Source organism: uncultured Chitinophaga sp., assembly GCF_937898475.1.
Lineage (GTDB): Bacteria > Bacteroidota > Bacteroidia > Chitinophagales > Chitinophagaceae > Chitinophaga.
The window spans coordinates 18,156-31,898 of sequence record NZ_CALEJS010000033.1 but is presented as its reverse complement, the minus strand read 5'-3'; the positions used below and the strand labels follow the sequence as shown (position 1 = coordinate 31,898).

The 13,743-nt window shown below is 50.5% G+C and carries 12 protein-coding genes; 5 read left to right on the top strand and 7 right to left on the bottom strand.

What is annotated here, in order from left to right:
• Window positions 1–21 precede the first annotated feature (21 nt).
• From namA to Q0577_RS20470, 4 genes are all read left to right on the top strand, one after another.
• On the top strand, window positions 22–1,086 hold the full coding sequence (namA, locus tag Q0577_RS20485) for an NADPH dehydrogenase NamA (RefSeq protein WP_298739618.1): 1,065 nt from the start codon (window positions 22–24) through the stop codon (window positions 1,084–1,086).
• A gap of 128 nt (window positions 1,087–1,214) precedes the next feature.
• Window positions 1,215–1,559 (top strand): YciI family protein, encoded by a 345-nt coding sequence (locus Q0577_RS20480; protein ID WP_298739617.1) that lies wholly within the window; start codon window positions 1,215–1,217, stop codon window positions 1,557–1,559.
• Window positions 1,560–1,585: 26 nt separating this feature from the next.
• A complete protein-coding gene (locus tag Q0577_RS20475; RefSeq protein WP_298739615.1) occupies window positions 1,586–1,927 on the top strand; it encodes a YciI family protein in 342 nt (113 codons plus the stop codon).
• Between the two features lie 4 nt (window positions 1,928–1,931).
• Complete coding sequence (locus Q0577_RS20470; RefSeq protein ID WP_298739613.1) at window positions 1,932–3,206, top strand: sigma-70 family RNA polymerase sigma factor; 1,275 nt, start codon at window positions 1,932–1,934, stop codon at window positions 3,204–3,206.
• 96 nt (window positions 3,207–3,302) lie between these two features.
• Here the strand turns inward: Q0577_RS20470 and Q0577_RS20465 are convergent, their stop codons facing one another.
• Both Q0577_RS20465 and Q0577_RS20460 read right to left on the bottom strand, forming a co-directional pair.
• Window positions 3,303–4,661 carry a DEAD/DEAH box helicase gene (locus tag Q0577_RS20465; protein WP_298739610.1) on the bottom strand — a complete coding sequence of 453 codons (1,359 nt, stop codon included), beginning with the start codon at window positions 4,659–4,661 and terminating at the stop codon, window positions 3,303–3,305.
• A 449-nt stretch (window positions 4,662–5,110) separates the two neighbouring features.
• Window positions 5,111–6,931, bottom strand: a complete 1,821-nt coding sequence (locus tag Q0577_RS20460) for a sugar-binding domain-containing protein (RefSeq protein WP_298739609.1) — start codon at window positions 6,929–6,931, stop codon at window positions 5,111–5,113.
• 580 nt (window positions 6,932–7,511) lie between these two features.
• On the opposite strand from Q0577_RS20460, the gene Q0577_RS20455 reads away from it, so the two are divergent.
• Window positions 7,512–8,051 (top strand): hypothetical protein, encoded by a 540-nt coding sequence (locus Q0577_RS20455; protein ID WP_298739608.1) that lies wholly within the window; start codon window positions 7,512–7,514, stop codon window positions 8,049–8,051.
• A 69-nt stretch (window positions 8,052–8,120) separates the two neighbouring features.
• On the opposite strand, the gene Q0577_RS20450 is transcribed toward Q0577_RS20455, so the two are convergent.
• The 5 genes from Q0577_RS20450 to Q0577_RS20430 form a co-directional block, all read right to left on the bottom strand.
• Window positions 8,121–9,095, bottom strand: a complete 975-nt coding sequence (locus Q0577_RS20450; protein ID WP_298739607.1) for a zinc-binding alcohol dehydrogenase family protein — start codon at window positions 9,093–9,095, stop codon at window positions 8,121–8,123.
• A gap of 71 nt (window positions 9,096–9,166) precedes the next feature.
• On the bottom strand, window positions 9,167–9,751 hold the full coding sequence (locus Q0577_RS20445; RefSeq protein ID WP_298739605.1) for a Crp/Fnr family transcriptional regulator: 585 nt from the start codon (window positions 9,749–9,751) through the stop codon (window positions 9,167–9,169).
• Window positions 9,752–9,783: 32 nt separating this feature from the next.
• Window positions 9,784–10,635, bottom strand: a complete 852-nt coding sequence (locus Q0577_RS20440; RefSeq protein WP_298739604.1) for an ROK family protein — start codon at window positions 10,633–10,635, stop codon at window positions 9,784–9,786.
• Window positions 10,636–10,638: 3 nt separating this feature from the next.
• A complete protein-coding gene (locus tag Q0577_RS20435; protein ID WP_298739603.1) occupies window positions 10,639–11,949 on the bottom strand; it encodes an MFS transporter in 1,311 nt (436 codons plus the stop codon).
• On the bottom strand, window positions 11,897–13,738 hold the full coding sequence (locus Q0577_RS20430) for a class I mannose-6-phosphate isomerase (RefSeq protein WP_298739602.1): 1,842 nt from the start codon (window positions 13,736–13,738) through the stop codon (window positions 11,897–11,899). Before Q0577_RS20430 ends, Q0577_RS20435 begins: the two co-directional genes overlap by 53 nt.
• Window positions 13,739–13,743 lie beyond the last annotated feature (5 nt).

The following is a 13,743-nucleotide window of genomic DNA, read 5'->3' as shown; positions in this document are numbered from 1 at the left end:
CGGATCATTTAACGGAAACATATGTCACAATTATTTTCTCCTCTTACCATAAAAGGGCTTCAGTTTAAGAACAGGATCGCCGTATCTCCCATGTGCCAGTATTCTTCAGAAGACGGCTTCGCTAACGACTGGCATCTCGTTCATCTTGGCAGCCGTGCGGTAGGCGGCGCCGGGTTGATCATCACAGAAGCCGCAGCCGTATCGCCGGAAGGCCGTATCTCCCCGGAAGATCTCGGCATCTGGAAGGACGAACATGTCGAGAAACTGCGGCAGATCACATCGTTTATATCCGCTCAGCAATGTGTGCCCGGCATCCAGCTGGCCCACGCCGGCCGCAAGGCCAGTACCAATGCACCCTGGAAAGGCCGTGGAGAGGTAACTGTTGCAAACGGGGGATGGGTAACAGTTGCGCCTTCCGCTATACGTTTCTCCGATAATTACCCCCTGCCGGAAGCACTCACTATAGAAGGTATCCATAAAGTAATTGCAGATTTTACAGCTGCCGCTAAAAGATCATTGGCCGCCGGCTTTAAAGTAATAGAGGTACACGCCGCACATGGTTACCTGGTACATCAGTTCTTATCTCCCTTAAGCAACCATCGTACAGATGAATATGGCGGCAGCTTTGAAAACCGCATCCGCTTGTTACTGGAAATAATTGAGAGCGTAAAAACAGTCTGGCCGCAGGAGCTGCCATTGTTTGTCAGGATCTCTGCCACAGATTGGGTGGATGGTGGCTGGAATCCCGATGAATCGGTAAAGCTGGCGCATATACTGAAAGAAAGCGGAGTAGATCTGGTGGATGTTTCCAGCGGCGGACTCTCAGTGCAGCAACATATTCCTGTAGGACCGGCCTACCAGTTGCCGTTCGCCTCCCGGATCAGGAAAGAGACAGGCATACTCACCGGCACTGTGGGGATGATCACCAATGCCACGCAGGCAGAAACGATCCTGGTAAACGGCGATGCGGATATGGTCATTATGGCAAGGGAACTCCTGCGCAACCCCTATTTCCCGTTGCAGGCCGCGCAGGAATTGAATGATAAGATCAGCTGGCCCATTCAGTATGAAAGGGCTAAACCATAGAATGATTGATATTTGTTCCGTTCCTCCACTGAATTTTAAATTATGTTACCCACCATGTCCAAATCCCGGTTCTTTCATTCGTCATTTAAGTGTGTAAGCAATCTCTTAACCACTAAAAACTTAAAAAAGTGAAAGACTATCTCTTTTTGTTCCGCGGCGGCCCACAATATGTGCCCAGCTCCCAGGCCGGTGAACCGATTTCCGCCAATTGGAAAGCCTGGATGGAAGACCTGATGCAGAAAGGTCATTTGCCACAGGGCCAGCGCCTGGTAGGCGGCGGTACCGGCGCCGTACTGAAGGGCCGGAAAGCAGCCCAATTGACTGACGGCCCCTTTGCCGAGGGCAAGGAAATTGTTGCGGGGTATCTCGTCATCAAGGCAACAGACCTGGATCAGGCCATCAGCCTGGCCAAAGGCTGCCCCATTTTTGAGCACGATGATGTAAGCACGGAGATCAGGGAAATTGCTTCCTGAGATGGTCAAACACTAAAACCTGTAGCATGAAAGATTACGTATTATTATTCAGGGTGGGGCCGCGTTTCCTGCAAGCCTCACCCGAAGAACTGCAGCAGATCATGCTGCGATCAAAAGAATGGATAGGAGAGATCGCCGGAAACGGGAAGCTGAACAGCGTGTTACGCCTGCAGCGCAACGGTGCGGTAATGAGCGGGAAGCAGCAACAACTAAGCGAAGGACCTTTTACAGAAGATGAAATGCTGGTAAACGGTATGGTAACCGTCAAAGCAGCCAGCCTGCAGGAGGCCGTACAGATCGCCCATGGCAATCCCATCTTTGAATACGACGGCGTTATGGAAATACGGGAAGTAGCACCTAACAACTGATCCTTTGGCCATTTCACCTGATCATATTAACCAGCTGACAGACCATCTTTTCCGCCGCGAAGCGGGGAAGATGGTAGCTGTGCTGACAAAGATCTTCGGCGCAGAAAACCTGGAAACAGCCGAAGATGTTGTGCAGGATACCCTGCTGCATGCCATGCAGTCCTGGACGGACAAAGGTATTCCGGACAATCCTTCCGCCTGGCTGTTCCGCGTAGCCAAGAACAAGGCCATTGACATCATCCGCCGGAATAAACATTCCGTACAGTTTGATTTCACGGATGATGAAAGCCATTCACACAGTTTCGGCTATACGCTTGACGCAACGATGGACCACCTCTGGCAGGAAGCCCCTGTGAAGGATGATATGTTGCGCATGATGTTCGCCTGCTGCCATCCCGGCGTTTCTGAAGAGAACCAGGTGACCATCATCCTGAAAACGCTTTGCGGCTTCAGTACCGCAGAAATCGCGAAAGCGTTCCTTACTTCAGAAGATACCATTTCCAAAAGGCTCTACCGCACAAAAGAGTTTTTCCGCGATAACAGGATCAAACTGGAGATTCCCTCCATCGCCGACCTGGAACACCGTACCGCTGCCGTACTGAACGCCATCTACCTGTTATTCAACGAAGGATATAACTCTACCCATTCAGAAGACCTGATCCGCAAGGATGTAATGGAAGAAGCGATGCTGCTCTGTAAGCTGCTCACGGAAAATGTCTACACGCAAACACCTTCCACCTTTGCGCTGATGGCCCTTATGTGCTTCCACGCCTCACGCACGGAAAGCCGGTTGAGCACAGCAGGGGAGATCATCCTGCTGTCAGAACAGGACCGTGGCAAATGGGATCGTCAGCTGATCGCCTTCGGGAACGCCTATATGGAAAGGGCCGCTTTCGGCAACACGATCAGCCGCTACCACCTGGAAGCCGCTATCGCTTATGAACACTGCATTGCCGAAAGCTATGCCCAAACCAATTGGAGAAAGATCCTGGAATATTACGACTGGCTTTGTGAAACCGCGCCTTCCGCCATTACTGAATTGAACAGGGCCGTCGTGGTAATGCTGGTACATGGCCCGTCTGCGGCATTGGTGGAGCTGGAGCAAATAAAAGACCGGAAGAAGCTCGCATCTTTTTACCTGTATAACAGCTTACTCGGAGAACTGCACGCAAGGTTAGATGACCTCGTGCAGGCTAAACAATATTTTGAGACCGCTATCGCCCAAACGCAGTCAGAAACAGAAAAGCGTATACTGCGCAACAAGATCAGCAAACTCTAAGTAAACAGAATAGAAAACTCCGGTACCATTGCACCGGGGTTATAACAACGCCGAAAAGCGGTATCTGGCTTAAACAAAAAAGCAGTTAGTTCTCCGCTAACTGCTTTTATTGTTGTTGAAATTATTTGATGGCTTCTTCTTCGGTTTCCGGTGGCCTTGCGGAGCACCGTTACGGTTACCCTGACCATTACTGTTCCCATCCGGCTTGCCGTTGCCGCCTGGTCTGCCATGGCCGCCTCCCGGTTTACCGCCGCCATTACGCCGTGGTTTACCATTGTTCCGGCCCGGTCTTCCTTCCGGCCTTGCGTTAAACGAAGGGGCTGGACCAAATTGTTCCGGCACTTCGCCGCGGGGTACCTGTTTTCCCAGCGTTCTTTCTATACGTGCAAAGCGGCCCATTTCTTTACCGCTCACAAAGGTATAGGCGCTGCCCTCTGAGGCGGCGCGGGCGGTACGGCCAATGCGGTGAATATAATCTTCCGCATCTTTCGGCACATCGTAATTGATCACCAGGTCAATATCCTCAATATCGATACCGCGGCTCAGGATGTCCGTAGCCACCAGTATTTTCAGCTTTTTATTCTTAAAGTCCAGCAGGGCCTGTTCGCGTTTTTCCTGTTCCAGGTCGGAGTGGATCAGCTCTGTGGAGAATTTCGCCTGTTTCAGCTCTGCGTACAGCTGTTTAACATTCATTTTGCTGGAGCAGAAGATGATCACGCTTTCAAACTGCTGTTGTGAAAGCACATATTTGATCAATGGCGCCTTTTGCTGTTCGTGCACCAGGAAGGCTTTTTGTACGATCTTTTCCGGCGCCTTGTTCAGGGCGATGGATATGCCTACAGGCTCCTGCAGGATGCGGAGCGCCAGCTGCTTTATTTTGGGCGGCATGGTAGCAGAGAACATCAAATTCTGCCTTTCCTTAGGCAGGTAAGAGATGATCTTGATAATGTCGTCAAAGAAACCCATGTCCAGCATGCGGTCGGCTTCGTCCAGCACCAGGTATTTCAACTGCTTTACGTTCACATAGCCCATGTTGAGGTGGGCTATCATGCGGCCGGGTGTACAAATGACAATGTCCACGCCGGTAGCCAGCGCCTTTTTTTCAGTGGCGAAGGAAGCGCCGCCGGTGCCGCCATATACGGCTATAGAACTGATGGAGGTATAGTAGGTGAGGCCTTCGAGCGTTTGCGCGATCTGGATGGCCAGTTCGCGTGTAGGCACGATCACCATTGCGTTGATACTCTTTTCATCCCGGGGTTGCGTAAGCAGGTTGTGGAGTACCGGGAGCAGGAATGCGGCCGTTTTACCGGTACCTGTCTGCGCTGATGCAATGATATCTCTGCCTGCAATAATGGGTGGTATTACCTGTTCCTGTACAGGAGTGGCCTTTTCATAGCCCATGGCATAAATGCCATCCAGCAGATCGTCGTCAAATCCAAATTCGTGAAAGTTCAATGTTCGTTTATCTTTTTTATAAATTTACCTGAGGTTACTTATTTGTCCCACTGGTATAGTTAATATACTATTAAAATCCAGTGAAGATACCTGAAATTTGCCGTTTAGCCAAATTTTAGCTATTATCCGCCGGCCTTCCTGACCCGAATTTCCGCTCTTTTGTAAAAATTGACCCGAAAGTCTACCATAAGATCCGGATTTTATGCAGAAATTTATAGCGGACCTAACAATGGAATAAAGATTACGGTCACAACCCCGGTTCTTGGCCAGGGACGTGTCGATATATTTGAGGGATGACACGTTCCGCCTTTTCAGGCGGAACACTTTTCAAAAAAGTTTGAGGTTTGAAGTTTGAGGTTTGAGGTTCACCAACAGGCAGCCTTACCTGCATACCAGTCAATGAACCACTAACCTTTAACAAACCTCAAACCTCAAACCTGAACTTTGTATTATTTGCTATTGATCACCGCCTTATTCACCGCACTGATCTTTTCGGCCGGTACTTTGATGATCTCACGGTCGTAGGTCATGAGACCGTTTACTTCCATCTCCACGTCAGTGGTCTGAGTATAAACGGCTGCTGACAGTCCGTGTTGAATGAGATCTTTCAGGCGTTCACAAAAGTCGCTGTACACTTTAAACATATCGTCGGCATTCTTGAAGGTCTGGTAACCCCAGTTGTTTTTCTGCTGCCAGGTATGCCCGTCAAGCGGCAGTCCGAGGCCGCCGTATTCTCCCAGTACCAGTATCTGTTTGTTGCCAAATATCTCTGCCTGGGGCATTGCCGGGTCGGGATAGTTGTGCAGGTCTATGATATGCCCAACCGGGTGGAAGTTACCGCCGCTGGCGCTGTTCACCAGGCGGGAGGGATCGTATTCCATTGTCCATTTGGTGATATCAGCTGTTTTGAACTGGCCCCAGGCTTCGTTAAATGGTACCCATACCACGATGGAAGGGAAAAAGCTCACAGCGTCCATAATGGCTTTCCACTCGTTGCGGTAGATCTTTTCAGATTCCGGTGTACGGTCTTTATCCGTAGCACGGCCATAGATGGCGGGGCGGCTGTCCCACCTGTTACCCAGGTCGCCGCTGGGCATGTCCTGCCATACCAGGATGCCCAGGGAATCTGCATAATAGTACCAGCGGGCAGGTTCCACTTTTACGTGCTTGCGGATCATGTTAAAGCCCAGCTCTTTGGTCTTTTCGATGTCAAAACGCAAGGCATCATCGGTAGGGGCGGTATAGAGCCCGTCAGGCCACCAGCCCTGGTCCAGCGGACCAAACTGGAAGACAAAGTTGTTGTTCAGCAGCATACGCTGTATACCCTGCTGATCAGGCGCCATAGAGATCTTTCGCATCGCGAAATAGCTCTTTACCTCGTCTATTACCTTGCCTTTGCGCAGGATGGACACCTTAAGCTTATAGAGGGCGGGAGAGGAGGGAGACCACAATTTCGGGTTGGCGATATTCAGTGTAGCGGCAGCGCCATTGTCCAGCGTCTGCTCGGCTACCTGTTGGGTACCGTCAAGGGCAACGATCTTTACCTGGTCGCCCGCCTGCAGGTTTTCGGTGTTCACCGACAGTTGGAGGGATTGTTTATCAATATCAGGCACGGGTTTCAGGGAAGCGATATAGGTAGGCGCCACCGGCTCTAACCATACGGTCTGCCAGATACCGGTAACAGGCGTATACCAGATGCCGTGCGGCTTGATGATCTGTTTACCCCGGGGTTGCGGACCTTCATCGGTTGGATCCCATACTTTCACAACAATCTCCTGTGTGCCCGATTTTTTCAGCAGGGAGGTAATGTTGAAGCTAAAAGGATCAAAGCCGCCCTGGTGGGTGCCGGCGTGTTTGCCATTGATATAGACATCTGTTTGCCAGTCTACCGCGCCAAAGTGCAGGAGAATATCCTTGTTCCTGTAGGCGGAAGGAACGGTAAAGGTACGTTTGTACCAAAGGATGCTGTCTTTACCAACGGTTTTCTGTACCCCTGAAAGGGCAGATTCAACGGCGTAAGGTACAAGGATGTTTCCCGCATAAGCCGTTGGGGCATTTTCCTGCGATTTCGGCAGTATGGCGTATTGCCAGGAGCCGTTCAGGTTCAGCCATTGGGATCTTTCCAGCTGTGGCCGCGGGTATTCCGGAAGCGGGGTGCCGGAGGAAACTTTTGAGGCCCAGCGGGTTTTAAGGGTTTGCGCCGAGGCGCCGGTAATGAATGTGGAATGGATGACAAATGAAATAAGGACAATGAGTGTTTTACGTGGCATTTTCAAAATAGATTTAAAAAAATGAACGAGAATGATGCTAAAGGGGTAAAATAGGAATTTTAGCGGAAATAAAGCGTAAGTTTTACACTTGTGGGCTCATCCATTTTTTCCCGGGATTTTCAGGTTATCCGGTCACCAGTCAACTGCAGTTAATGTCTTCTACCGGGAGCACTCCTGGTGTGAGGTCTGACATAGGTGCCGTTTTTCCTGTAATATCCTTTCACATGTATTGTTTTGGGGCTGCAAGTCGGTTGGGGGCTATTAGTGGATCGATGGCTTTGTGGCGTATAACTTTTACGTTTATTGTACACAGCTAGTAAACTGTCTTGCTCATCGATGGTCCGCTGTGGTAATAATTTGTATGTTGTGCGGCTGGCGTTTTTTAATTTAGGTTTTGCAATCCACCCGCTCGTAGATCCATATGTGATGTGCATTTTTTTCTTTTCTCCGGGAGTTTTTAGCAGCAAAACGCAGGTCAAAGATCAACGCTTAATGGCTTTGAAAAAAAAGGAAAAATCCCCTTTTGATCATTCAGTCCTTTACACTATTTTACTATTTATTTACACTTACCTATACCAAATTGATAAGAAAATTTTACATCCAGAGAAGCACCTGGTCATTACTCGGTTTATCAATCGCATTTTTTGGTGTTCTGCTTTCCATGTTTCAATCTGAAGGCCAGCGAACGGAACATATTACTGCGCTAATCGCCATTGCTACTTTTTACATTGCTTTGAATAAACACTGGATAGAACAGGACGCGGTTTTTCGTTCATTGTTTGATGCATTCAATGAACGATTCAGTAAATTGAATGACGATCTTAATCTGATCAGGGCTAACAGTATGTCGGGTGTAGCATCTGACTACAAATTGTCTGATAGTAGAACTCCTAACCAAGTGATGCAGGATTATCTCAATTTATGTGCAGAGGAATATTTTTGGTATAAAAAGGGAAGGATAGAGAAAAAAATATGGGACTCCTGGACGGAAGGGATCAGGTACTATCTGAAAACCCGGATAATCTATGATTATTTTAAAGCGCAGGAAGTAGAGGATAAAGCTTACTATGGTTTCCTTAAAGAGATCGATTTGAAATCCTTGGAAGATAAAGTAATATAACAACGCTAAACCTCAGCCAACTTACAGGCAATAAACAGATAGCTCCTTTCATTGCCTGTAAGTCGCTCATCAAATCGTCACCACCAACCTATGCCCTCCTGGTATCTCCTGGTCCCATAACTTTTCAATATCCTCCAGCTTCACCGTCACCGTATCCACTTTCAGCTTACCTTCTGCTGCCAGGGCAAACATCTCCGGCAACAACTCACTGAGCGCCTGCCTCACCTGTTGTTTCGACCACGAGCCCATCCCGGAGCCCGTCAATTGCAGGTCAACGCTCCTGAGAATGGCGGCCGACAGCGTGATCTGATCGCCCGCCATACTACCCACTGATACATAGCGGATACGGTTGGTAAATGAACCATTTCCCTTTACACCCGCCAGGATCATTTCCGCTGTATGCCCCCAGAGGTAATCAATGACGATGTCAATAGGACTTGCTGTATGTATCAATGCCAGCTGTGCTTTAAATGTCTCATCTTCCTTTGCAATAACGATGATCTCATCTGCGCCCAGTGCACGCAATGACTCCAGCGATGCCCTGTTCCTTCCGGTAACGATCACTCTTCCCGCCCCATAATATTTGGCCAGTTGCACTGCTACCCGGCCCGTAACACCCGTGGCACCGTTTATCAATACAACATCACCCGCCCGGATACCGGCCTTGAATGTCAGTGCCATCGCCGCGCCAAAAACAGCATTAGGCAGGGCGGCCGCAGTCACATCGTCCAATGCGTCGGGCACCGGAACAATACGGTCCCTGTCAACTACGGCTTTTTCTGCCAGCATACCGCTCATGCCTATGGCATACACCCGCCTGCCATCCGGCAATAAACAAATACCGTCACTGCCGGGCACGCGGCCCTTGTCTCCGGAGGAAGGTCCCGATGCATAGTGTTTGCCGCGGGCCATGCCCCTGTCCAGCTGTTTTACAGCGGCCGCTTTAACGCTTACTAATACCTGCCTGTCGCTTTGCACAAGTGGCTCAGGCACTTCTGCATACTGAGGCAGTTCCGCTTGCTGATACATAACTGCTGCTTTCATGTTCTGTTTTTTTTGTTGAAACAAAATTAGAGCAGGCAGCAGCCAGGGCACGATAACATATGTTATCAAGTTCAGAAGCGCGTTTTATTCTTCGCCAGTTTACTTTTAATACGACTCAGGTGTACTTTGCTGATACCCAGGTAGGAGGCAATAAAATGCTGGGGCACCCGCTGAATAATATGGGGACGTTCTTTCAGCAAACGCTGATACCGTTCTTCCGGCGTGTCGCGGATAAAGGACACAAATTCACTGATATAATGCACCTGCCGCTGTGCGGTCATCTGCAGCACCATCTGCGCAAAACCGGGCTCCGTACTTAGTTCATTGAGCAATTGCATCACATAACGTTTGGGAAGCAGGTAAAGTACAGAAGGTTCAATGGTCTCGATCGTAATGGGACTCGGCACATTGTTCACAAAACTGTCAAATGAGCTGAGCCCTTCGTTTTCAAAAAAGAACTGCATGGTCTTATCTTCGCCGTCCTTATCAAAGTAAGCACGCACACAGCCTTTCTCTATAAAGATATAATGCTGGGATTTCTTTCCTTCTTCCAGCAATACTGTTCTGGCAGGGGCTTCCAGCCGTTTCTGATAGGGCAGGTATTTATCCCAGTAGGTGTTGAGTTGAGGAAACCTGTTACGGAAATGGAAAAACATAACATATCACAATTGCCCGAAGATAATCATAATCATGCTATACCCGCCGCCCCGAACAAAGTTGCCCTTTCGTCCAGCGCAGATAGAACAAAGGTGATCTGCAGGCCGCAGGCATCCAGTTTATCCTGTAAGGATGGACTGAACAGCGCATAGGTATGCGCAATATTACCGCCCAGCAAGACCACCTTTGGCACCGGGCGAAGTTCCGAAAGGAACAGGGCCAGGTTAGACCCGAATTCGTGGAATATAAGCATGGCATCCGGCGTCCGCTGTACGTCCGCTGCTATCTCTTTTACATTGGCCAGTTGCTCACCGGTCAGTTCCTTGTATCGCTGGATGAACCACCTGGAACAGAAGTACTCCTCCGCGGTAGATTCCAGGAAATGCATTTCAAAATACCTGGCCTCCCTGGCAATGCCGCCTTCTGCAATAGCTGCCCCAAAACCGGTGCCCAGTGTCAGCCCGGTAATATCCTGGTAGCCTTTTGCGGCGCCGCTCAGCAGCTCGCCCTGCAGAAAGCATTGTGCATCATTGGCCATTTGGATATACTGTGCTTCCGTATGCAGCTGGTCTGCCAGCAGGTCTTTTACGTTGAGCCCATACAGTGAGTCGTATTTGTGCAGTCCCCTGATGAACGAAACTCCGGCATCATAATCAAACGGTCCGGGCATGGCAATGCCCACACGGTACACGCCCGGCGCGGCTTCCAGGCTACGCTTCATGACCCTGCCCCAGCTGTGAATAATCTCATCTGCACCGGCGCCTGAGTTGACCCGCTCTCTGTGCCAGGACCCCGGCAGCAGCGTACCCTGCTCCTGATCTATCAGTGCGGTAGTGATATGTGATCCGCCAATGTCTGCACCCAATACAATAGCCTTGCTCATTACTTAGTGTGTTATGTTGTTCCAGTGTCCCTGGATCTGTTCAAAAGATTGTCCTTTGGTCTCCGGTATCAGCCGGTATACCGTAATAAATGCCAGCACGCAGAACAGGGCAAAGAACCAGAAGGTCTGCGCTGTACCCAGTGAATGTAATAACATCGGCGTTAGCTGCCCTACCACCGTATCCGCCACCCACATCACCATGATGCTGAAAGATAAAGCCTTTGCACGAATGTGATCGGGGAAGATCTCTGCTGCGATCACAAATTTCAGCGGACCGATAGAGAACGCAAAGAAGGCCAGGAAAGCCAGTACACAAAACAGCAGGTACCATCCGTTGGTAGCCCCGGTGTAAAAACAGATGCCAGTCAGTATCAGGCTGATCGCCGCACCGGCCGTACCCCACAGGTACAGGGGCCGCCTGCCTAAGCTGTCTACTTTCCAGATGGCGATCAGCGTGAAGAGCACATTTGCGGCTCCGAAGAACAGCTGGCTCAGTAAGGAATTGCTCAGCGTAATCCCGGAATTATGCAGGATGGTGGGCCCGTAATAGATGATGGCATTAATCCCGCTGAACTGTGAGAACAAAGGTAGCAGGATGCCTATCAGCAAAGCCCTGCGTAATGCCGGCGCCCATAACTGGCGATAACTGCCTGCAGATGCTGTTGTTTGTATCTGCCGCTGTTTCAGCCAGCGCGGACTTTCAGGAATGCCGCTGAGGCCCAGCAGAAAGAGCAGGGCAGGCAGCATCCCTACGCCGAACATCTTTCTCCACAGGTCTGTGCCCGGGAGGAAATCCATCCCGTATTGCAGCAGCAGCGCATTGCTCAGGTAAGCCACAAAGATGCCAATGGTCACGGCCAGCTGGTAATAGGTTACCAGGCGCCCTCTTTTGTTGTCCGGCGCAATTTCCGACAGGTAAAGCGGTACCACGCTGGATGCAACGCCCACCGCCATGCCGCCCAGTATACGCGCGGCTATCAGCAGGGAAAAACTCGGCAGCAGTATGCAGCCAAGTGCCGTCAGCAGGAAGAAAAAGGCCGCCAGCAGCAGCAGTTTCTTTCTGCCCAGGCGGTCAGTGAATTCGCTGGCAAATAACACGCCTGCAATACAGCCGGCCAAAGCAGAAGATACAAACCAGCCTTCCTGCGCCGCAGTTAAACCGAACTGCTGTTGTACCAGTGGCAGCACGCCCGATACCACAGCCATATCAAAGCCAAAGAGGAAGCCCCCCAACGAGGCAATGAAGGTGATGAACGCCAGCTTATTGTTCGTCAGGGTTTCCATGGCGGGCGGATGTGATGTTGCTGAAAACATAATGTTCCTGTTTTAAAAAAGCCTTGATCAACTTCGCCCGGGTAGCGCCCTGGTTCTTTATACGGCAGGCACCCACTCCGGCTGGTATCACAAAGGTTTCCGCATAATGGTAAACAGTAGTGCGGTCATCTGCCGTGCTAACCGCGATGGAAGTGCCTTCCACCAGCATCAGCACCAGGCAGCAATGATCTGTATGCATGATCATTTCGCTGTCAAATTCAAGGCGGTGTACATCATAAAAGTGTGCGGCATGAGTGGGAAGATGGATGATCTGCCAGTCTGCGCCGTTTGCTATCACCTGCGGACGGGATACCAGCTCCGCTGTAACGGCTGCTCCCTGCCTGCTCAGATCCAGGTTATTGAAGGCGTGCGCAATGTTGATGGCCCGCGGCTTACCATCCAGTCCAAGCCGCAGCCAGTCGTACATTTTAAAGGTAAAGATATACGGCGTAGCGCTGATCTCCAATACCAGGTTGTTAGCCCCGGCACTGTGTACCGTACCGTTTGGGATCAGGAACAGATCGTGCCGCCGCGCCGGTAAACGTTGTACATATTGTTCTATGTCCACCGCTTTGTTGTGATCCCTGCTCTCTTCCAGCGCATTTCTGAATGCGCCTGCATCAACACCTTCCTGCAGGCCAAGATATACGGATGCGCCGTCCTTACAATCCAGGATGTAATAGGTTTCGTCCTGGGTGAAGGTTTCGCCGAAATGCTCGCGGATATACGAAAATGCCGGATGACATTGTATGGAAAGATTACCACCGTCAAAGGTGTCAAGGAAGTCAAATCGAATGGGAAACTCATAACGGAAGATTTCCGCATGGCGGCCCAGTATCGCTTCATAACGGTAGTACATCATCCACTCAAACGGGATTTCCAGCAGATAGTCATCGCTTTCAAATACTACGCCGTTCTCCGGAACGATCAGCTCAAAAGACCAGGCATAATTCACAGCATCCTGGTTCAGTTGCGGAATATGCTGCTTGAGCCATTGTCCGCCCCAGGCGCCCGGTTCAAACCAGGGGCGCACGCGGAAGGGGGAACGGCTCAGCAGATCTATGCCCTGCTGCAGGTCTTTGCCATAGATCCAGACAGGCATGTCAGGACGCTGACCATCTACCATGATATCGATATTGTTCAGCAGACTGCGTTTATGCTCATTCAGCACCACCCAGTCTACAAAGTACGCGCGTTTGTACATTTCATCTGCTGCGATGGGAGATACCGCACCAAAATTGGCGATAGCGCCTGCTCGCATGCGGTATTGCCATTCATTCTTTGGAATATCCAGGTAGATGAGCGCCGCTCCCGGGTAAGTGAGCGCCGCGCCGGTACCAATGATGATGTTGATGTCCGCATCCACATCCAGTGCCGGGACGAGTTTATCGGCCTCAAAGAAATCAGTGATCTGCAGCGTCGTTTTGGTGCCCCATACCTCGCCTTCTTTTCCAATAAACGGCGCAACCAGCGCTTGTATAATGCCCGGATCTTTCTGGGCATCCTGCATAAAATGCCAGCTGATGCGCAGGCCCCGCTGTTGTAATTGTGCGTCCAGCGCTTCGTGCAGGGCATCCCAGAAAATACCCGCATATCCGTCTATCAATACCAGTTGCTGTGTGGCTATCCAGTCTGCCAGCGCCGCATGGCCAGCATGTATCTTCCCGGGCCCAAGGGGATGCGCGGGATACATGTCGTATCCTGTGGGCCGCCGGGCGCTTAGCCGCGGGGGCATTACAGGCTGGGTAGATTGTCGCCAGGGCATGGTTGCTGTGTTGTGTTGGTTCATACTTC